Source organism: Coralloluteibacterium thermophilum, from assembly GCF_042654365.1.
Classification (GTDB): domain Bacteria; phylum Pseudomonadota; class Gammaproteobacteria; order Xanthomonadales; family Xanthomonadaceae; genus Coralloluteibacterium; species Coralloluteibacterium thermophilum.
In genome coordinates this window covers 1-18,848 of record NZ_JBHSGG010000046.1, presented here as the reverse complement: position 1 = coordinate 18,848, position 18,848 = coordinate 1, and the positions used below count along the sequence as shown (strand labels likewise).

Here is an 18,848-nt window from a genome sequence, read left to right as displayed (position 1 = left end):
CAGGCAAGACCAGAAGTTCTCAGCCCTTTTACAACCGTCCGTGATTTCGGGGTAGAACCCGCGGTGCGCGCTCCCAAGACGGAACCGACCATCTCGAACGTCCAGCGCGAGCGGATGATCCTGCTCGACATCCTGGAGTCGCCCCACAACCTGTCCGTCGCCGACTACGCCAAGCTCGCCGGCAAGTCGCGGCGCTGGATCACCTACGAAGTCACGGCGGGCAACTTGCTGTCGATCAGCCTGGGCAACCGGGGGCAGCGTGTGCCGGACTGGCAGCTCGACCCGCTCAAGCGTCGCCTGGTCCAGACCATCCTCAAGCAGACGGCTCGCGGCGTGGACCCCTGGGAGATCTACCACGCACTAACGCAGCCCTACGACGAATTCGGCGGCCAGTCGCCGATCGAGGCGGTGACGCTGGAGACGTTGGAAATGGCCGTACAGGTAGTGCGTCGCGCACTGCTCATCCAGCAGATCGACGGCCCCCTCCCTCGTCGGGAGGGTGGCACTACGCGATCGTCTGCGCTCGCTTGACGAAACGCTCGATGGCGGGCGAGTCGTTCCGCTCGGATCGGAACATGTGCGTTCCGATCCAGTAGGAGCCGTCCGCCAACGGTCGCATCACAACACCCCAGCTCCGGGACTGTTCGATGCGTGAACGGGGGGCGATGCCCACCCCGTAGCCGGCCGACACCATCACGGTCATCAATTCATACGACGTGACCCCGTAAAGAACGGGCCACTCTTGACCGAACAGCACTTCGCAGGCCAGGGGGCAATACTGAAACAAGGGATAGGATAGGAGTGCCCCAAGGGGGATCGCGGCATAGCGGAGCAAGGGGGAGCGATCGGGCACCGCGACCGCCAACTCTTCACGCCAAAGCGGCGCGTCGTCGGCGGGTGTCGTCGTCGCCACCAACCCGATGTCGTAGCGGCCGTTCTTCACGCCCTCAATGAGGTCCGGCGACGACGTGACTTCCTCCATCGAGACAGGCGTCTCGGGCTCTTTCGCGCGATGTAGCGCGAGCAGTGCCGCTAACCGGGACGAGGGGACGCCGGACGATATGCCGAGCTTGAGCACCGAGGATGGGGGTGAGCCGCGCATGGCTGTCCTCAGTTATGGCCGGGGAAACAAGGCTCGCAGCATAGGAAGAGTTAAATTTAACGTGGTTTAAGTCAGAGCAATATTCGACGCTTTTGCTGATGCAGAAGCGTACTGTCCAACGAGGCCGACCGGCTGGCACGACCACTTATGAGCCTGAACCAGCATCGGCGTTCGGAAAGGCAGTGCGCGCTGCTCGACTGGAGCAAGGGATAGCGCAGGAGGAGCTTGCGTCCTTGGCTGAGATCGAGCGTTCCCACATGGGCAAGATCGAGCGGGGTGAGCACATGCCGACGCTTGCCCTGATCCTTAAGATCGCCATAGCGTTGAAGATCAGCGCCGCTGACCTGATGGTGGCTACGGAAAGCAATCTGCGCGCGGCTTCGAAGCTGAGAACGTAGCGCCGTACCAGTGTCCTCCTCAGTAGTTCAGCTGGACAGGCAGCCGGGCGATGAGCCGTTCCAATGCAGCTGTAGGCTCGTCGCTGTCCAGCCTGAGTAGGTAGGTCGTCAGCATCGCCGAATCCATCGCTAACGGCCGCATCACAACGTCGGGATGGCGGGAAAGTCCGATTCTGGGCGCGGTGGTGAAGCCAACGCCGTAGCCGGCCCCGACCAAGGTGAGCATCATTTCCAGAGAAGTCACCCGCTCGACGACGTTGGGCTCTCGCTTCAGTGGTCGGAGCAATTGGGTCAACGCCCTGCAGTAGCCTTCGCAAATGTGCTGGTTGCATAGGATAAGCGGGTAACTGACCAACTCATCGAGCGGAACTTCCTTGTGGACCAAGAGGGGATGGCGCGCGGGAACGGCAACCACGAGCGGGTCGCGCCAGATCGGTTCGGCGACGATGCCGTCTCCGACTTCCGCCGTGTGTGCGAATCCGATCTTGAAGTCACCGGATCGCAGTCCGCGCAGTTGCTCCACCAGTGGCACTTCGGAGAGCCGTATCTCGATTTCTGGCTCCTCCTCGCGACAACGCGCCAGGAACGCCGACAGTCGCGGGTCCACAGCACCATCGGAGACCGCAATACGCAGACTACCTCGAAAGCCTGCCGAAACAGCCTTGGCGTTCTCGCATGCCTGCTCCAGCATCGTGAATACCCTGCGGACGTCCTGCAGGAACACGGCCCCCGCCTGGGTTAGTTGGGTTCCTCGCCGGTCACGGGTGAACAGCAGGACGCCGAGCTCGTCTTCCAGTTCTTTGATGATGCGAGAAAGCGGTGACTGTTCGATGTGCAGACGGTCGGCCGCGCGCGTGAAATGCAGTTCTTCAGCCAGGACTATGAAGCAGCGCAGATGTCGAAGCTCCATAGATCACTCTCCTTGTGATTCATGTGCTTCGACGCCAACGAAGACGGGACTGCAACCCATGGGGCCTGCTCCCCTTAGGTCAATGAGCCAACGCCAATGGCCGGGCTAGAAATCCAGTTGGCTTGATCTTCGATGGCACTCTTGGCAATGCGAAGCGAGGACCTTCCCGAGATGCTTTCGAACGCGCGGATCTTCATAGATCGGGGAAGCCCAATCTTTAGGGTCGGCATCGGGTCACCCATGTGGATTGAGGGTGCCGAGGATGGACACAGCGGCAATGATCAGAACAGCGAGTGTTGCCTCGATGGTTACGGTGAGGCGAAGTGTCTGCAGCGAGCGCGAACCACCGCCAGCGAGAACTTCACCTTCCAATCTGGGTACCACGCGCCAGCGATGAAGTGCGGCCAGTCCCAACATGGCGGCGAACAACGCCAGCTTGACCAGCAGCAGCTTGCCATGAACGCTGTGGAACAAGGGCACCACGGACCAACCCGTGAGGTCGCCGTAGTGCAGGACGCCGGTGACCACAAGGATGCCGACGAAGACGGTGCCGGGACCTGAGAAGTCCTGCAGCGTCTGGTGGAGCACTTGCAGGGGGGCGCTCCTGGCGGATGCGCTGCGACGCGAGAGGATAATCAGGAAGGCCGCGATGGCGCCGATCCAGCCGCCAGCCGCAAGCAGGTGGGCGATGCCCGCGGCCAGTCGCAGCACGCCGGACGCGCCTTCTCCCGCAGCCGCGTGACCGTTCCACGCCAGTGTGAGTAGCGCACATCCGGCAAGCGCGGCCACCAGAGGCGAGAAGAAGGAGCGCTCTTCGCGACGCGACTGCCAACCAAGAAAGGCTATCAGCACGACCAGCACTGCGGTCCGTGCCAGTGCGGCTCGGCCAGCGGCGGTCTCGAACAGGTACCAGCCAAGCGATGCGCGGTCGAGTTCGGTGACCGGCATCCCCATGATCTCCGTCGTCTTGAAGACGACGTCGATACCGGTCAGCGCCACACCGAACACGGCGCTGACCAGAAGTGCCCCGGAGAGCGCGGACCTAGTCAGGGGCAACCACGGGTCTCCGCCAGGCACCGATCGGCGCAGGCCATACCACGAGAACAGCGGAAGGCCGAACAGCAGCATGAGGTCCAGGTACTGGACGAACCGCAAGGCATAGGCGGGCACGCTCGACAAGTCGGCGGTGCCTCAGCCGACGGTAAAGCTGAAGTCCCCCGTCATCGGGTGATTATCCGGCCCGACGGCGCGGTACTGTACGCGATAAGTACCGGCTTCCAGCGGATGATGCAGCTTGGCGCGCAACGTCTTGCCGATGACCTCGATCTCCAGATGCTCGATCGGCATGGTCGAGTTGCCGTGGATCATTGCCAGCTCCAGGCGTGAAGCACGCGGCACGAGCGTCTCGTTGAACATGAGGTCGATCTGCTGAGGAGACGCCACGACCGCATTGGCCGCCGGCGTGGACTGAACCAATGTGGCGTGCGCATAGGCGAACGAGGCCGACAGGAGGCTGACCGCGAGGCCGATGCCGAGTGTAAAAGAGCGAATGGCGCGAGTGCTGATGTTGCTCATAGTTGTTCTCCGTTATGGGTTACCTAGAATCAATACGCGAAAACTTCTCGTCGCATCGACTGTGGAGGCTTAGCGGATACCGGCCGAGCATGGTGCCCGACGGCACCGACGCCGAATTGCCGCTGTACTGGCTCGCAGAGCCGAGCCGCTTATGCCGTGCCTCCGCGGGCTGCTTACTGCGATCCGGGGTACGACTGGTACACGCTGGTGCTTCCATCGGCCTGTACCAGCAGCACGTCGTAGGCCATCACGCGGTTGCCGTAGACCGGTCCGTCCATACCCGGCGATCCCAAAGGCATGCCGGGCACGGCCAGGCCAACCGCCTTCGGCTTCTCCCTGAGCAGACGCTGGATGTCGGCTGCCGGCACATGACCCTCGATCACGTAGCCATTGATCTTGGCCGTATGACAGGAGCCCAGCTTTGCTGGGATGCCGAGGCGTGCGCGTGCGCCGGTGTTTCCTGTGTTGAAGACGCGCACAGTGATGCCCGCTTCCTTCAGGTGATCCACCCACACCTTGCAGCAGCCGCAGTTGGGATCTTTCCAGACGTCGGCGACCAGCTCGGAGGCTGCCGCCATACCTGTGACAGCCATGGCCAGCAGAACCACGACTGCTGACAAGTGACGGTGCTTTGTGCTTGAACTTTTCATGTTCGACGACTTTGCTACGGATCTCGGATTCGGTGACCACATGCTTTGGATATGCGGAATCATCGCCATGGTCCTGCTCGGAGCATGCAGAGCCGCCACTGTCAGACAGGTGACCCGTTCATTACATTCCCGTCATGAAAATGACGCCGTTTTTTGGGTCGGTCTGAGCGTGTGCAGATGAGCGTCGCTGGCGCCGTGAAGTGGGCTCGATCTGGTGGTCACCTCCCGTTATCAGGGGGCGGGTATAGACTCGCTCCGAGTTCTCACGGAGATCGTGATGTCCACTTCGCACGGAAAGCACGAGAACGCCCAGCCGCAACATCAGGGCCACTATGGCCGTTTGCTGTTGATGATGGCGCTCTCCTTCTTGGCCATGTACGCCTTGATGTATTCCATGGTCGATCAGTGGGCCAATGTCTACAACAACATCAATCAGTTCTACATGGCAGGCCTGATGGCCTCTCCCATGCTGCTCATTGAGTTGTGGCTCATGTCCGGAATGTACCCGGATCGTCGGCGAAACCTGATCCTTGCCGGCGCGGCGGTGGTATTCATGCTGTTCTGTTGGTGGGGCATTCGCAGCCAGGCTGCCGTCACAGACCGGCAGTTCATACGCTCCATGATTCCGCATCACGCGGGAGCGATCCTGATGTGTGAGGAGAACCGCCTCAAGGATCCCGAACTGGCCAAGCTATGCCAGGACATCATTGCCTCCCAAACGCAGGAGATCGCTCAGATGAAGCAGTTGCTCTCAGAGCGTTCCCGTTAACGCTGCTTCGCCTTCATCTTCGCCTTGGCGCCAGCCATGCTCCTTCCAAGGTTGGCGTCTATGGAGCAAAAATACCCCGCTCCCGTCGATCGGTGGAGCGGGGTATTTGACGTCTAACCGTCTGGCTGTTATTTCGCTGCCGCCTCAGCTTCATGGAGCTTTGCAAGCGCCTCGTACTCTGCGGCGGTCTCTTCCTGGAGCTTGGTCAGCCGGTCACAGTGCCGTGCCATCGACTGCCCCGTGGCAGCTCCAGACTTGAACTTCTGGTGGTCGTGCCGATAGGTGTTGCGCATCGCCTTGTGCTTCTCGGCTTCAGCCAGCGCGTCGCCGGCCAGCGTGCGGTAGTACGCGGCGATGGCCAGATGATTCTCCGGCTTGTCCGCCATATCGTTGAGCAGCTTCACGATCGGTTCTTCGGTGGGCTGCTGCGCGTAGACCGGAACGGCTACTGCGAACATCGCACACAACAAAATGACCCACGACGCTTTGATGGATTTCATGACAATCTCCTGGTGGCGGAGGGGAGGAACGCCCGATATCAGCCTAGGAAGGGCCTGCTTTCAGCTGAATGACCCAGTCATTACATTTGCGTAATCACCTTGTCACTTCTTGAACGCGAACAGAGTGGCATCCGAAGTGGCACTTTCTTCCGGTAGGACCTTCCTCCAGTGCCGGCGTCGTATTACGAGGAGATTGCGGCATCGTAATGTCGGGGTCATGCCATCGACAGCTTGCCGCACGTACGGTGGACGAACGAACCGACCACGCACGCGGGTCGGTTTCTTCGTGAGCGCGTTGCGCTCATCGGTTCCCGAGGGGAACCGCCGCCTACTTATCGGAGGTTGTCATGAAGCAGCACTATCGTCGGCCGTCACTTGTCATGGTCTGCATCCTGGGTGTCGCGCTCGCTGGCGCGGCACTGGCTGATGATGACATGCACAAGAAGGATGCCATGCCGGGCGCCATGGGGCAGCAGCCCGCCAGCACCCCGGCGGCACCTCACGCTCCAGCGGCGCACCCTACCGATCCGAAGTCCCCTGCTTCTCAGAATGCGCCCGCAACGCCCGATGCCATGGCCACGCACATGGAGGAGATGGCAGCCATGATGCGCGAACGGGGGCAAGCCATGGAGGCCATGGGCCGACAGATGCAGGAAGGCAGCATGCAGATGCATCAGCAGGCCATGGCGATGAAGGCTGGCGATGCCTCCGCGCATAAGGACATGGACATGCCCGCCACGATGCAGCACATGCAGCAGATGAAGGAGGACATGGAGCACTGCGAGATGCAGATGCAGAAGGTCGACGCCACCATGCAGAAGATGGATTCGAGCATGGGCGGGGGCATGGCCAAGAAGAAGATGGGCCATATGTAGCGGAGGCCGCCGCGGTGCTGACGGAAGGCTTCGTGGGGTGGAAGCGAGTCGCCGCCCTGGCCACGCTGGCGATGCTGCTGGCTCATGGAGCGGCCGGCGCTCAGTCGGCTGCTGATCCACACGCAGCCCATCCGCCAGACAAGACCGGCGGCACGACGGCTGCGCAGCCGGACGCTGCCGGCACGTCATCGGCCCGGGACAGCGGCTCGATGGCTGGTATGCCGATGGGCACCACGCCGCCGGCTGACGCATCGGCGGGCGATGACGATCACGCCGCGCATCACCCGGACGCGACTGCCAGCATGCCGGCTTCGAGTGGTGCATCGATGGCCGGTTCCATGGGCGGCATGATGGACGACATGATGCGCGGCTGCCGCGGAGACGAGTGCGGTCGGGATCGGCGCCTCAACAAGCTGCTGTATCCGCAGCTGATGGCGCTGCCGGATCTACCGCCGGAGCGGCGCGCGAGCGTTGAGCAGCTCGCCCACCACCGGATGCACGAAGGGATCCAGCTATTGGCGTCCCTGTCGTCGGAGGCGTCGCACGCGGTCCAGCGCAACGACTACGGCGGCCTGCAGGAAGCATCCGACCGCATGCGCGTGGCCTGGGGCGAATTCGACAGCGGCTTGTCGGCCTACCGCGCACTGGCCGAAGGACAGGCGCCGCGGGGGATCGCGCTGGCGTGGTTCCGGCGCGAGATGAACCTGACCGATCCCCTGACCACGGCCCCGGCGCACGGCGTCTTCGGCCTGTCGGGCTTCCACTACTTCACGATGGCGTTGCTGCTGGCCTTTGCGCTGCTGGCCGCCTGGATGTACGTGGCGCGAACCCGACGCACGAATGCGGTCCTCGCCACGTTGCGCACCGGGGCACCGGTGCCTCCGGCCCCCGCCGCTGCGCCTCGTTCCGGTGTGGCGCCGGCCCCCGCGGCGCCCGTGTCTCCGGGCGTGCCGGCCGAGGGCGAGCCGCAGGCACGCGCACCCGTGTCCACCATGGGCGGCTGGGTGGGCAAGCTGCGGGTCGCACGCGTCTTCCAGGAGACGCCCAAGGTCAAGACGTTTCGGCTGGCGCCAGTGGAGGGCGTGGGTGCGCTGCCGTTCGAGTTCGAGCCCGGCCAGTTCCTCACGCTTTCGGTGCATTCAGGCGGGAACCAGGTCAAGCGCTCGTATTCGATCGCTTCATCGCCATGCTGCCACGGCTGGTGCGACCTGACGGTCAAGCACGAAAGCGGCGGCATCGTCTCGGGTTACCTCCACGAGCAGGTGAAGGAAGGCGATCTCCTCGATGCGTCCGGCCCCTACGGCCGCTTCACCTTCCGCGGCGTCGAGTCCGACAGTGTCGTGTTCCTGGGCGGCGGCGTCGGCATCACGCCGCTGATGAGTTCCATCCGCTACCTGACCGACCAGAGCTGGAACGGCCGGATCGACCTGGTCTACGCCTGCAAGGACCTGGAAAGCGTGATCTTCCGCGACGAGCTGAACCAACTCGCCCGCCGGCATCCGAACCTGCATGTGTCCATCGTGCTGAGCGACGAGTCATCGGCGGCATGGACCGGCCCGCGTGGGTTCATCACCGCCGAACTGCTGGGGCAGATTCCGCAGATCCGTTCGCGCCGCATCCACTTGTGCGGTCCGCCGGTGATGATGGACGCGGTCCGCAACGAACTGGGCAAGCTGGGCATCGACCTGGCGTCGGTTCATTCCGAGCTGTTCCTGAGCCCCTCCAGGACAGTGCCTCCCGGCCCGGAGGTGTCGGCGGGCGACACGGCGACGGCCGTCACCTGCAGCTTCGAGCGGTCCGGAAAAAAGGCGCCGCTGGCGGCCGGCCAGACCGTTCTCGAGGCCGCCGAAGAGGTCGGCGTTCCGATCGAATATGCCTGCCGGCAGGGTTACTGCGGCCTCTGCAAGATCAAGCTGCTGTCGGGCGAGGTCACCATGGACGTGGACGACAGCCTGACGCCACTCGATCGTTCCTCGGGCGTGATCCTGGCCTGCCAGGCGAAAGCGTCGGCCGATATCTCGGTGGATGCGTAGATGCGCAACCAGGATCGCATCATCGCGACGATCATCTTCTCGATGCTGGTGGTCCTGTGGCTGGGTTTCCTGGTGCACCGCTCTTCCTTCTTCGCCGGAAGCCTCCTGGGTGGCGTGTTCGGCGTCGTAGGCGCGGCGTTCATGCTCGTCCCGCTCACCTACACCGTAATCAAGCGCAGCGCTACGCTGCGCCGCGCATTCACCAGGAAGCATGGCTTCGGCGCATTGCTGCAGGCGCACGTCTATTTCGGCTTGGTAGGCGCGCTGTTGGCCATCCTCCATAGCGGGCACAAGTTCCAGAGTGCGCTCGGCGTCGCGCTGACGGCATCGATGCTGCTGAGCGTGCTCACTGGGTTCATCGGCCAGCATTACCTGCGCTACGTCGCGGAGAACATCCGCGAGAAGAAGGCGCAGATCGACGGGCTGTGGCGCCTTCTGGATGGGCAGTACTGGGCCTACGCGCAAGGACCAACAGCGGGCGTTGCCGGTACGCCCAAGGCCAGCGCCGAACTGCTGCCACTGGCATCCGCCGCCGCCGATCTGCAGTACTCGATCCAGTTCCAGGAGCGGGTGCGCAGGCTGTTCAACGCCTGGCTGTCGGCACACATCGCGTTCTCGATCATCTTCTATCTTCTGCTGGCGTTGCATATCTGGGCTGGCATCTACTTCGGGTTGCGCTGGTTCAGATGAGTCGAAAGGGAAAGATCCTCGCCGCGCTGCTCGCGGTCCTGGCGCCGGTGTCGGCAGTCGCACTGTGGACATACCTTCCGCAAATGCAGCGCGCCGCGACGTGGCAGAACATGGCCTCTCCGGGCCCCCTGTCCAGCGCACATGCGTTTCTCAAAGAGGACTGTGCGGCGTGCCACACGCCGGTGAAGGGCGTGGAGGACGCGACTTGCGTGGCCTGCCATGCAAACGAGACCGTCCTGGTCCAGCGACAACCGACGGCATTCCATGCCGACATCGCCGGCTCGAACAACTGCGTGGCCTGCCACAAGGAACACGACGCCGGCCGCAGCCTGCGTGGTATGGACCATGCGGCTTTGACCGACATCATCGTGCGATGGCTCGATCGGGCCCCGGAGGGTCATGAGGGGGCGGTGCTGCTCGCGCACCTCAAGGCACACCGGCCCGAGGCGCTGCCGGGCAACCTCTCGCTTGCCAACGGCATGACTTACAAGGAGACGCTGCTGGACTGTGCGAGCTGCCACAAGACCACCGACCCGCACGTCCAGGTCTTCGGAAACGACTGCGCGACATGCCACGGCACGACCACATGGTCGATTGCCGAGTACCGGCATCCACCGCCGAGTTCCACCGAGTGCGGCCAGTGCCACCTCGCGCCGCTCAGCCACTACAAGGAGCACTTCGGAATGATGTCCAAGCCGATAGCGGGTGTCAGGAATGCGGAACCTGAGCAGTGCTATCTCTGCCACCAGACCACTTCATGGAACGACATCCGGGGTGTAGGGATCTACGATCACCATTGACCGGATATGCCGATGAGCGCTGATTTGCCACATGCGGCGATCGGGATCGCGGTCGCGGGATTCGAGTTGTTCGGCGTCGGGGTCATCACCCTGGGCAGCGTGTTGGCTTGCGGCCGATTCGCCTTCATCCACAAGGGGTTCGAACTGACGGCGCGATATCACTCCCTGCGGCAGGAGCTCGGCGGCGCGATCGTACTGGGCCTGGAATTTCTCGTGGCCGCCGACATCATCCGAACCGTTACGATCGATCCCTCGCTGCAGGGCGTCGCGATCCTTGCGCTGATCGTGCTGATCCGAACCTTTTTGAGCGTCGCACTTCAAATCGAGATCGAGAGAGGATGGTCGTGGCGGCGCAATCGACCCTCCCCGCCCGACCACCCGAGTACCTGCAACTGAGTGGTCGGGCCGGTCAGTTCAAGAACGGCTTCGTCCGACGACCGCACTGGCCGAGAACCTGGTCGCTTGACCCTGACGATCAACGAGGCCTGAACGAGGCCGCCAGGCGGTGCTTCACGGAGCGATCCAAACCGCCTGGTAGCCGGACTTGGTCAGTGTGGCCTCGACGATCTCACGGGGCTGGTTGGAGACGACCTGCACCCGTCGGGCAGGAACATCGGCGTGAACCCGCGCAGCCGGGTCGACGGACTGGATGGCGCGCGTGACGCCTCGGACGCAGCCGCCGCAAGTCATGTTCTGGATGTGGAACGTCTGCATGGGACAACTCCTGTTGGTTTGCGTACGGCTATCATGGACCTTGCCATCGTTGGAAGGTCAAGGGTTCACAGGCCGGCCGCGCAAGCGTTGACCTTCCCACCGTGGTAAGCCACAGACTCGGCCATCGACCCCATCGTACCGGCGAGATGAACATGGATTCCCCTTCACAAGACGCCTCCCTCCGACTGGAGGCGGTGCGCCTACCCATCGCGGGAATGCGCGGCACTTCCTGCGCCGGCCGGATCGAGCAGGCACTGAGGGCCGTCCCCGGCGTTCACGGTGCGAGCGTCGATCCCGCATCCGGATGGGCCGACGTGCAGACCGTGGCACCGGCCGACCACCGGACACTGGCCCGGGCCATCGAGAGGGCGGGCTATGCGGTTCCGATCATCAAGACCGAACTCGCCATCGAGGGCATGACCTGCGCGTCCTGCGTCGGACGTGTGGAGCGCGCACTGCGTACCGTCCCCGGCGTGACGGCGGCACGCGTCAACCTGGCGACAGAGCGCGCAGTCGTGGAAGGGGGTGTGGACGCCAGGTTGCTGATCCAGGCCATCGACGACGCGGGATACGCGGCGCGGCCGATCGACCGGGCGTCCTCGCGCGAGGCCGATGACGCGGTCCGCAAGGACGCCGAGCAGGCGGCCCTGAAACGCGCCGTGGCCGTGTCCATCGCGCTGACCTTGCCGGTGGTTGTGCTGGAGATGGGTGCGCACCTCGTTCCCGGCGTGCATCACCTGATCAACCGCACCCTCGGCATGCAGTGGAACTGGGTCATCCAGTTCGCGCTGACGACACTGGTGATCCTCGGGCCGGGCCGGCGCTTCTACCAGCATGGCTTTCCCGCGCTGTTCCGCCTGGCGCCGGACATGAACTCGCTGGTCGCGGTCGGTACCCTGGCGGCTTACGCCTACTCGCTGGTTGCGACCTTCATGCCTGCGCTGTTGCCCGCGGAAGCGGTCAACGTCTACTACGAGGCGGCGGCCGTCATCGTCACTTTGATTCTCATCGGCCGCTTTCTGGAAGCGCGGGCCAGGGGGCGCGCCTCCCAGGCGATCCAGCGGCTGATTGGGTTGCAGGCGCGGACCGCGCGAGTGCGCCGTGACGAGGAGACGGCCGAGATCGCCTTCGGCAACGTCGTGCCGGGGGATATTGTCGAAGTGCGACCGGGCGAACGTGTTCCGGTCGACGGCGAGGTGATCGATGGCGACAGCTACGTCGATGAGTCCATGATCACCGGCGAGCCGGTGCCGGTGGCAAAGACCGCCGGCAGCGCGGTGGTCGGCGGTACGGTCAACCAGAACGGCGCGCTGGCTTTCCGTGCAACCGCGGTAGGCGAGGCCACGGTACTCTCCCGGATCATCCGCATGGTGGAGGAAGCGCAGGGCTCCAAGCTGCCGATCCAGGCACTGGTCGACAAGGTGACGTTGTGGTTCGTCCCGGTCGTGATCGGTGTGGCGCTGCTGACGTTCCTCGTCTGGCTCGCCTTCGGCCCGGCACCGGCGCTGACGTTCGCGCTGGTCAATGCCGTCGCCGTGCTGATCATCGCTTGTCCCTGCGCCATGGGGCTGGCCACGCCCACGTCGATCATGGTCGGCACCGGGCGCGGCGCCGAAATGGGCGTGTTGTTCCGCAAGGGCGAAGCCTTGCAGTGGATCAAGGATGCGAAGGTCATCGCACTGGACAAGACCGGCACGCTGACCGAAGGCCGGCCGGTGCTCACCGATCTGGAACTGGCCGAAGGCTTCGATCGCGCGCAGGTACTGGCGCGGATCGCGGCCGTCGAGGCGAAGTCGGAACACCCCGTCGGCCATGCCATCGTAGAAGCCGCCCAAGCCCAAGGCCTGACCTTGCCGGCGGTCGCTGGCTTCAGGTCCGAGACCGGGTTCGGCGTCGAGGCGATGGTGGACGGAGTGAGTATCCAGATCGGCGCCGACCGTTACATGCACCGGCTGGGCCTGGATGTGGCCACCTTTTCCGGTATCGCGGAGCGGCTGGGCGACGAGGGCAAGTCGCCGCTCTACGCCGCGATCGACGGAAAGCTCGCGGCCGTCATCGCCGTTGCCGATCCGATCAAGGACACCACGCCCGAGGCCATCGCCGCGCTGCACGCGCTGGGCCTCAAGGTCGCCATGATCACCGGCGACAATCGGCGCACAGCCGAGGCCATCGCCCGCCGTCTCGGCATCGACGAGGTGGTCGCCGAGGTGCTTCCGAAAGGCAAGATCGAGACGGTGCGCCGTCTCAGGGCCGTTCACGGCCATCTGGTGTTCGTGGGTGACGGCATCAATGATGCGCCGGCCCTGGCCGAGGCCGACGTGGGCATCGCCATCGGCACGGGCACCGACATCGCGATCGAGGCGGCCGACGTGGTGCTGATGTCGGGCAGCCTCAAGGGCGTGCCCAACGCCATCGCCCTGTCGAAGGGGACGATCCGCAACATCCGGCAGAATCTGTTCTGGGCGTTCGGCTACAACGCCGCCCTGATCCCGGTCGCCGCTGGCGTGCTCTATCCGGCCTACGGCGTCCTGCTCTCGCCAGTGTTGGCGGCAGGCGCCATGGCGTTGTCGAGCGTCTTCGTCCTCGGCAACGCCCTCAGGCTGCGGCGGTTCCATCCGCCCGTGGCGTCCGCGGTGACTGGCCGGCCCGATGTTTCGGGAGAGGCCGTCGCGTCCGCCGGCCACGGTGCGACCGGGTCGGTCGAAAGGAGGATGACGTGAACATCGGTCAAGCAGCGAACGCTTCAGGGGTATCGGCCAAGATGATCCGCTACTACGAGGCGACCGGTTTGATCCCGGCGGCCAGCCGCACGGACGCAGGCTACCGGAACTACACAGAGAACGACGTGCACGTACTGCGCTTCGTGCGGCGGGCGCGGGATCTGGGGTTTTCCGTCGCCGAGATCGATGGCCTGCTGCAGCTCTGGCGGAACCGCCGCCGGCGCAGTGCGGACGTCAAGCGCATCGCCCTGGGCCATATCGAAGATCTGCGGCAACGGATCGCGGACATGCAGGAGATGGCTGGCACGCTCCAGCAACTGGTGATGGGCTGCTCGGGAGACGATCGGCCCGATTGCCCGATCCTGGCCGATCTGGAACAGCCATCGGCAGCGGCGGCGGGAGAACCCAAACGCCGACGTGGCGCGGTCGATGAGCCTGGGGTCCGGAAGCGCAAGATCCCGCGCAGGTAGAACGGACCCGCGATAGGTCTTGCGACCCGCTGGCCGAGCGGGAATGACATTGCAATGACGGGAATGTAATGGACGGGTCATCCCGGCGAAAGTGACCTCCTCCTAAGCTGGCCGTGATGACGCGAGTTTCATGGCCATGTGCTCGATCCCGACCGTTGCATGATTCCTGAGTCCCTTATCCATTGGGAATTCCGGCCACTGCCGCGGCGCTCGTCTTGCGCACGCTGAACGGCATCCGTCCCCACGATGGCGTCTCCGGCGTCGCGGGTTCCCATCGCCTGGATCGTGGCGATGAACCGGGCGCCCTTGCGGCCAGCCCCTACCGATCATAGGAGATCATGCATGCGATCCAGACCTTCAGGTGCGAACGTCGAAGAACAACGCCTGCTTTCCCGAAGGCAGTTCGTTCAAGGGTTGGCGGCGGGGGGGGGCGGTGCTGGGCCTGGGGCTGTGGCCGAAGCAAAGCTGGGCACTACGCTCTCCGGGCCAGCTCGAAGTTCTCGCCGGCACGCAGTTTGACCTGAGCGTGGGCGAGACCGCGGTCAACTACACGGGCAAGACGCGGCCCGCCATCACCGTCAACGGTTCGGTGCCCGCACCGATCCTGCGCTGGCGCGAAGGCACGCGGGTGCAGCTGCGGGTCCGCAACGACCTGCCCCCAGGCTCGATCCACGGTGACTCCACGTCGATCCACTGGCACGGCATCCTGCTGCCGGCGAACATGGATGGTGTGCCCGGTCTCAGCTTCGATGGCATCGGCCGCGGCGAGAGCTACCTGTACGAGTTCGATGTTCGCCAGGGCGGCACCTACTGGTACCACAGCCACTCCGGCTTCCAGGAACAGGGCGGCATGTACGGGCCGCTGATCATCGATCCCATCGCACCCGAGCCGTTCTCCTACGACCGCGACTACGTGGTGTTCCTGTCCGACTGGACCGACATGGATCCTGCGCGTCTGTTCGCCCGCCTGAAGAAGTTGTCGGAGTACGACAACTACTACCAGCGGACGGTAGGGGACTTCTTCCGCGACGTAAGCAACGACGGGCTGCGTGCGACCCTGAGCGACCGCGCGGCCTGGGGCCGCATGCGGATGACGCCCACCGACCTGTCGGACGTCAACGCGCACACCTACACCTACCTGATGAACGGCACCACTTCGCTGGGCAACTGGACCGGCCTGTTCCGCAGCGGCGAGAAGATCCGGCTGCGCTTCATCAACGGCTCGGCGATGAGCTACTTCGATGTGCGCATCCCGGGCCTGAAGATGACGGTGGTCGAGGTCGACGGCCAGTACGTCCATCCGCTGACGGTGGACGAGATCCGCATCGCCACCGCCGAGACCTTCGACGTGATCGTCGAACCGACCGGCCAGGACGCCTTCACCCTCTTTGCCCAGGACAGTGCCCGTACCGGCTACGTCAGCGGCACGCTGGCGGTGCGTGAAGGGCTGCGTGCACCGGTGCCGGCGGTCGATCCGCGTCCGCTGCTGACCATGGCCGACATGGGACACGGCGACCACGCCGCGCATTCGGGACACGGCGCGACGCCGGCCGCCGCCGATCCGCATGCCGGGCATGGCGCCACACCGGCTTCGGATCCACACGCTGGCCATGGTGCCGCAGCATCTGTCGATCCACATGCCGGCCACGGCGCCTCGGCCACGGCCATGCAGGGCGCGCCGGCCGGAGGCATGCAGATGCAGGCGCACCCGGCCAGCGAGACCGGCAACCCCCTGGTCGACATGCAGACCATGACGCCGGCGCCTCGACTGTCCGATCCGGGCATCGGCCTGCGCGGGAACGGCCGCAAGGTGGCGACGTATGCCGACCTGAAGAGCCTGTTCCCGGATCCCGACGGGCGCGAGCCTGGCCGCACGGTCGAACTGCACCTGACCGGGCACATGGAGCGTTTCGCCTGGTCGTTCGACGGGATCAAGTTCGCCGATGCCGAGCCGCTGCGCCTCAACTACGGCGAGCGCATGCGCATCGTGCTGGTGAACGACACCATGATGGCGCATCCGATTCACCTGCACGGCCTGTGGAGCGACCTGGAAGACGAACAGGGCAACTTCCATCTGCGCAAGCACACCGTGGACATGCCTCCGGGCACGAAGCGCAGCTACCGAGTCCGGGCCGATGCGCTCGGGCGTTGGGCCTACCACTGCCATCTCTTCTTCCACATGGAATCGGGCATGTTCCGGGAAGTGAGGGTCGAAGAATGAGGAGCCCAACGAAAACGATGCTGTGGGCTGGGCTGGCCGTCGTCCTGTCGCTCCCTGTCGGCGCCTACGCGCAGCACGCCGGACATGGCCAGCCTGCGACGTCAAGTGCGACGACGGACCGGCAGGAAGAAGATGCGACGACGCAGCCTCCCCATGCCGGCATGGATCATTCGAAGCGTTCGCAGGAGACCCATTCCGAGCACGCCGGCAGTGGTGACGACCACGCGCAGATGGATCATGGACAACAGGACCGTCCGCAGGTCGACCACTCCCAGATGGACCATTCCGAGATGGACCATTCCGAGATGGGGAACCCCGCCCTGCCACGCGAACCCATCCCTCCTCTCACCGATGCCGATCGCTCGGCGGCGTTCCCGTTGCTGAAGGATTACCACAAGCACGGCACCAGCCTGAACTCGTTCTGGCTCATGGACCAGTTGGAAGGGGCGAACACGGATGAAGGCAGGGAGATCGCCTGGGAGGGGATCGGTTGGGTCGGCAGCGACCTCAACCGCCTCTGGTTGCGAACCAAGGGTCACGCGCTGGACGAAAGCCTGCAGCGCGGGCGGATTGAAGCCTTGTACGGCCGCGCGATCCATCCCTGGTGGGATGCCGTGGTCGGCGTGCGCCGGGATTTTGGTGACTTCGGTGGAGGCGGAACGCCGCGCAACTGGGCCGCGTTCGGCGTCCAGGGTCTGGCGCCCTACAAGTTCGAGGTCTCGGCAACGGGCTACGTCGGAGAGGGCGGCGAGACGGCGGCCATCGTCGAGGTCGAGTATGAGATGTTGTTCACCAACCGGTTGATCGCCAATTGGGGGCTCGAAGCCAATTGGTTCGGGCAGACCGATCCGGAGGAAGTCATCGGTGCGGGCCTGAGTACCGTGGAGGGAGGCGTCCGCTTGCGTTACGAGATCACGCGGCAGTTCGCGCCCTACGTGGGATTCGAGCGCGAATGGAGTTTCGGCAAGACGTCGGACCTGCGCGGGCTTAGCAGTCATTCCAGAACCGACAACCGGTGGGTGATCGGCCTGCGCTTCTGGTTCTGACGAAGCTCTCGGGGCTGGAAAGATGGCAGGGGTGGGGCCAAGCGCTACCTTCTTCTAGGATCGCTTCTGCGACAGGCGAGCCGTCCGAGGCGATCCGGTCGAACACGACGTCCGTGTTGTGGCGTGCGAGATAGGTGGCGATGTCCGAGCCGGGTTCCGACCCATGCCGTCGTGGATGCCGGTCGGCATCCACGATCAGGACGGTCACGGATTCGGCATTGGAGATGAAAGCCATGCCCGTATTCTTCCCGGCGATGATGCCCCGGCATCGTCTGCCGCCACCCACTGCCGGCCATCGAAACGCCGTCACCGCCACTCCGCGACGGCCTGGCGGCGACGCCGGCCCTTCAGATCAGAGGCCGGTCATCTTGAGCGCTGCTTCCGGCAGGCGCTCGCCTTCCACCTTGATCTTGGCAACCTCGGCATTGAGCTGGGCGATGTCCTGAGGCTTCAGGTCGAGCGTGACCGCGCCGATGTTCTCTTCCAGGCGATTGAGCTTGGTGGTGCCGGGAATCGGCACGACCCAGGGCTTCTGCGCCAGCAGCCAAGCCAGCGCGACCTGGGCGGGCGTGGCGCCGTTGCGCCCGGCGACGGACTCGACCACCTTGACCAGCGCCATGTTGGCCTTGCGCGCTTCCACGGAGAAACGTGGCACGTGGTTGCGGAAATCGGTCGGATCGAACGTGGTCTTGTCGGTGATCTTGCCGGTCAGGAAGCCGGCGCCGAGCGGGCTGAACGGCACGAAGCCGATGCCCAGTTCCTCCAGCAGCGGCAACAGTTCCAGTTCCGGCCCGCGCCAGAACAGCGAGTACTCGCTCTGCACCGCCGTCAGCGGCTGCACGGCGTGGGCGCGGCGGATGGTCTGCACGCCGGCCTCGGACAGGCCGAAATGCTTGACCTTGCCTGCGGCGATCAGGTCCTTGACCGCGCCGGCCACGTCCTCGATCGGTACCGCCGGGTCCACGCGGTGCTGGTACAGCAGGTCGATATGGTCGGTGCGCAGGCGCTGCAGCATCTTCTCGACCGCGCGCGCGATGTGCTCGGGCCGGCTGTCGGTGCCGAGGCCGCGCTCGCCGGCCTCCGGGTCGATGTCGAAGCCGAACTTGGTGGCGATGACCACCTGGCCGCGGATCGGCTGCAGCGCCTCGCCGACCAGTTCCTCGTTGGCGAAGGGACCGTAGGCCTCGGCGGTGTCGAACAGGGTGATGCCGCGGTCGTGGGCGGCATGGATGAGCTTGATCATCTCCTGCTTGTCGGCGGCCGGGCCGTACACGGCGGTCATGCCCATGCAGCCCAGGCCGAGGGCGGAGACTTCTTGGTCTCAAGAATCAAGTGCAACACTGGCAGAGAACGCTGCGACTTCCTCGGCCATGGC

20 protein-coding genes and 1 pseudogene are annotated in these 18,848 nt (G+C 64.5%); 13 read left to right on the top strand and 8 right to left on the bottom strand.

Annotated elements, in window-relative coordinates:
• Positions 1 to 531: pseudogene (locus ACFO3Q_RS15455) on the top strand (hypothetical protein); the annotation flags it as partial.
• Here ACFO3Q_RS15455 and ACFO3Q_RS15450 read toward each other — a convergent pair.
• Positions 506 to 1,078: a LysR family substrate-binding domain-containing protein gene (locus ACFO3Q_RS15450; RefSeq protein ID WP_377005586.1), complete on the bottom strand. Its 573-nt coding sequence runs from the start codon at positions 1,076 to 1,078 to the stop codon at positions 506 to 508. The pseudogene ACFO3Q_RS15455 and the gene ACFO3Q_RS15450 sit on opposite strands and share 26 nt — an antisense overlap.
• Before the next feature lie 122 nt (positions 1,079 to 1,200).
• Here ACFO3Q_RS15450 and ACFO3Q_RS15445 point away from each other — a divergent pair, with 122 nt between their 5' ends.
• Entirely contained in the window at positions 1,201 to 1,500 is a 300-nt protein-coding gene (locus tag ACFO3Q_RS15445) for a helix-turn-helix domain-containing protein (protein WP_066922036.1), read from the top strand.
• Between the two features lie 19 nt (positions 1,501 to 1,519).
• Here ACFO3Q_RS15445 and ACFO3Q_RS15440 read toward each other — a convergent pair whose 3' ends face one another.
• From ACFO3Q_RS15440 to ACFO3Q_RS15425, 4 genes are all read right to left on the bottom strand, one after another.
• Positions 1,520 to 2,410: a LysR family transcriptional regulator gene (locus ACFO3Q_RS15440; RefSeq protein ID WP_014159564.1), complete on the bottom strand. Its 891-nt coding sequence runs from the start codon at positions 2,408 to 2,410 to the stop codon at positions 1,520 to 1,522.
• A 234-nt stretch (positions 2,411 to 2,644) separates the two neighbouring features.
• Positions 2,645 to 3,580 carry a copper homeostasis membrane protein CopD gene (gene copD / locus ACFO3Q_RS15435; RefSeq protein WP_238527686.1) on the bottom strand — a complete coding sequence of 312 codons (936 nt, stop codon included), beginning with the start codon at positions 3,578 to 3,580 and terminating at the stop codon, positions 2,645 to 2,647.
• Between the two features lie 21 nt (positions 3,581 to 3,601).
• Positions 3,602 to 3,985, bottom strand: coding sequence for a copper homeostasis periplasmic binding protein CopC (copC, locus tag ACFO3Q_RS15430; protein ID WP_014159566.1), 384 nt, complete (start codon positions 3,983 to 3,985; stop codon positions 3,602 to 3,604).
• Positions 3,986 to 4,158: 173 nt separating this feature from the next.
• Complete coding sequence (locus tag ACFO3Q_RS15425) at positions 4,159 to 4,698, bottom strand: DUF411 domain-containing protein (RefSeq protein ID WP_465251335.1); 540 nt, start codon at positions 4,696 to 4,698, stop codon at positions 4,159 to 4,161.
• Between the two features lie 214 nt (positions 4,699 to 4,912).
• Between ACFO3Q_RS15425 and ACFO3Q_RS15420 the strand changes: the two genes are divergently transcribed.
• Complete coding sequence (locus ACFO3Q_RS15420; RefSeq protein ID WP_014159568.1) at positions 4,913 to 5,404, top strand: DUF305 domain-containing protein; 492 nt, start codon at positions 4,913 to 4,915, stop codon at positions 5,402 to 5,404.
• Positions 5,405 to 5,532: 128 nt separating this feature from the next.
• Here the strand turns inward: ACFO3Q_RS15420 and ACFO3Q_RS15415 are convergent, their stop codons facing one another.
• Positions 5,533 to 5,904, bottom strand: a complete 372-nt coding sequence (locus ACFO3Q_RS15415; protein ID WP_066922034.1) for a hypothetical protein — start codon at positions 5,902 to 5,904, stop codon at positions 5,533 to 5,535.
• 347 nt (positions 5,905 to 6,251) lie between these two features.
• Here ACFO3Q_RS15415 and ACFO3Q_RS15410 point away from each other — a divergent pair, with 347 nt between their 5' ends.
• Genes ACFO3Q_RS15410 through ACFO3Q_RS15390 form a run of 5 tightly spaced genes read left to right on the top strand, consistent with a single transcriptional unit; the run spans position 6,252 to position 10,698 of the window.
• Positions 6,252 to 6,779 (top strand): hypothetical protein, encoded by a 528-nt coding sequence (locus ACFO3Q_RS15410; RefSeq protein ID WP_043290347.1) that lies wholly within the window; start codon positions 6,252 to 6,254, stop codon positions 6,777 to 6,779.
• Between the two features lie 14 nt (positions 6,780 to 6,793).
• Positions 6,794 to 8,812, top strand: a complete 2,019-nt coding sequence (locus tag ACFO3Q_RS15405; protein WP_377005585.1) for a 2Fe-2S iron-sulfur cluster-binding protein — start codon at positions 6,794 to 6,796, stop codon at positions 8,810 to 8,812.
• Positions 8,813 to 9,502: a hypothetical protein gene (locus ACFO3Q_RS15400; protein WP_003292130.1), complete on the top strand. Its 690-nt coding sequence runs from the start codon at positions 8,813 to 8,815 to the stop codon at positions 9,500 to 9,502.
• The gene (locus ACFO3Q_RS15395) at positions 9,499 to 10,302 is read left to right on the top strand and encodes a multiheme c-type cytochrome (protein WP_014159572.1); all 804 of its coding nucleotides are present in this window, start codon (positions 9,499 to 9,501) and stop codon (positions 10,300 to 10,302) included. Before ACFO3Q_RS15400 ends, ACFO3Q_RS15395 begins: the two co-directional genes overlap by 4 nt.
• Before the next feature lie 12 nt (positions 10,303 to 10,314).
• Positions 10,315 to 10,698, top strand: coding sequence for a DUF1622 domain-containing protein (locus ACFO3Q_RS15390; protein WP_066923461.1), 384 nt, complete (start codon positions 10,315 to 10,317; stop codon positions 10,696 to 10,698).
• A gap of 114 nt (positions 10,699 to 10,812) precedes the next feature.
• Here ACFO3Q_RS15390 and ACFO3Q_RS15385 read toward each other — a convergent pair whose 3' ends face one another.
• Complete coding sequence (locus ACFO3Q_RS15385) at positions 10,813 to 11,016, bottom strand: heavy-metal-associated domain-containing protein (protein ID WP_296282914.1); 204 nt, start codon at positions 11,014 to 11,016, stop codon at positions 10,813 to 10,815.
• A 152-nt stretch (positions 11,017 to 11,168) separates the two neighbouring features.
• Between ACFO3Q_RS15385 and ACFO3Q_RS15380 the strand changes: the two genes are divergently transcribed.
• The 5 genes from ACFO3Q_RS15380 (at position 11,169) to ACFO3Q_RS15360 (ending at position 17,473) form a co-directional block, all read left to right on the top strand.
• Positions 11,169 to 13,736, top strand: a complete 2,568-nt coding sequence (locus ACFO3Q_RS15380; protein ID WP_377005588.1) for a heavy metal translocating P-type ATPase — start codon at positions 11,169 to 11,171, stop codon at positions 13,734 to 13,736.
• Positions 13,733 to 14,206 carry a Cu(I)-responsive transcriptional regulator gene (gene cueR, locus ACFO3Q_RS15375; RefSeq protein WP_296282915.1) on the top strand — a complete coding sequence of 158 codons (474 nt, stop codon included), beginning with the start codon at positions 13,733 to 13,735 and terminating at the stop codon, positions 14,204 to 14,206. The genes ACFO3Q_RS15380 and cueR overlap by 4 nt, the downstream gene beginning before the upstream one ends.
• 246 nt (positions 14,207 to 14,452) lie before the next feature.
• Positions 14,453 to 14,725 carry a twin-arginine translocation signal domain-containing protein gene (locus ACFO3Q_RS15370; protein WP_377005584.1) on the top strand — a complete coding sequence of 91 codons (273 nt, stop codon included), beginning with the start codon at positions 14,453 to 14,455 and terminating at the stop codon, positions 14,723 to 14,725.
• On the top strand, positions 14,640 to 16,427 hold the full coding sequence (locus ACFO3Q_RS15365) for a copper resistance system multicopper oxidase (protein WP_377005583.1): 1,788 nt from the start codon (positions 14,640 to 14,642) through the stop codon (positions 16,425 to 16,427). Before ACFO3Q_RS15370 ends, ACFO3Q_RS15365 begins: the two co-directional genes overlap by 86 nt.
• Before the next feature lie 17 nt (positions 16,428 to 16,444).
• Positions 16,445 to 17,473: a copper resistance protein B gene (locus ACFO3Q_RS15360; protein ID WP_083536962.1), complete on the top strand. Its 1,029-nt coding sequence runs from the start codon at positions 16,445 to 16,447 to the stop codon at positions 17,471 to 17,473.
• Between the two features lie 352 nt (positions 17,474 to 17,825).
• On the opposite strand, the gene ACFO3Q_RS15355 is transcribed toward ACFO3Q_RS15360, so the two are convergent.
• A complete protein-coding gene (locus ACFO3Q_RS15355) occupies positions 17,826 to 18,770 on the bottom strand; it encodes an aldo/keto reductase (RefSeq protein WP_377005587.1) in 945 nt (314 codons plus the stop codon).
• Between the last annotated feature and the right edge of the window lie 78 nt (positions 18,771 to 18,848).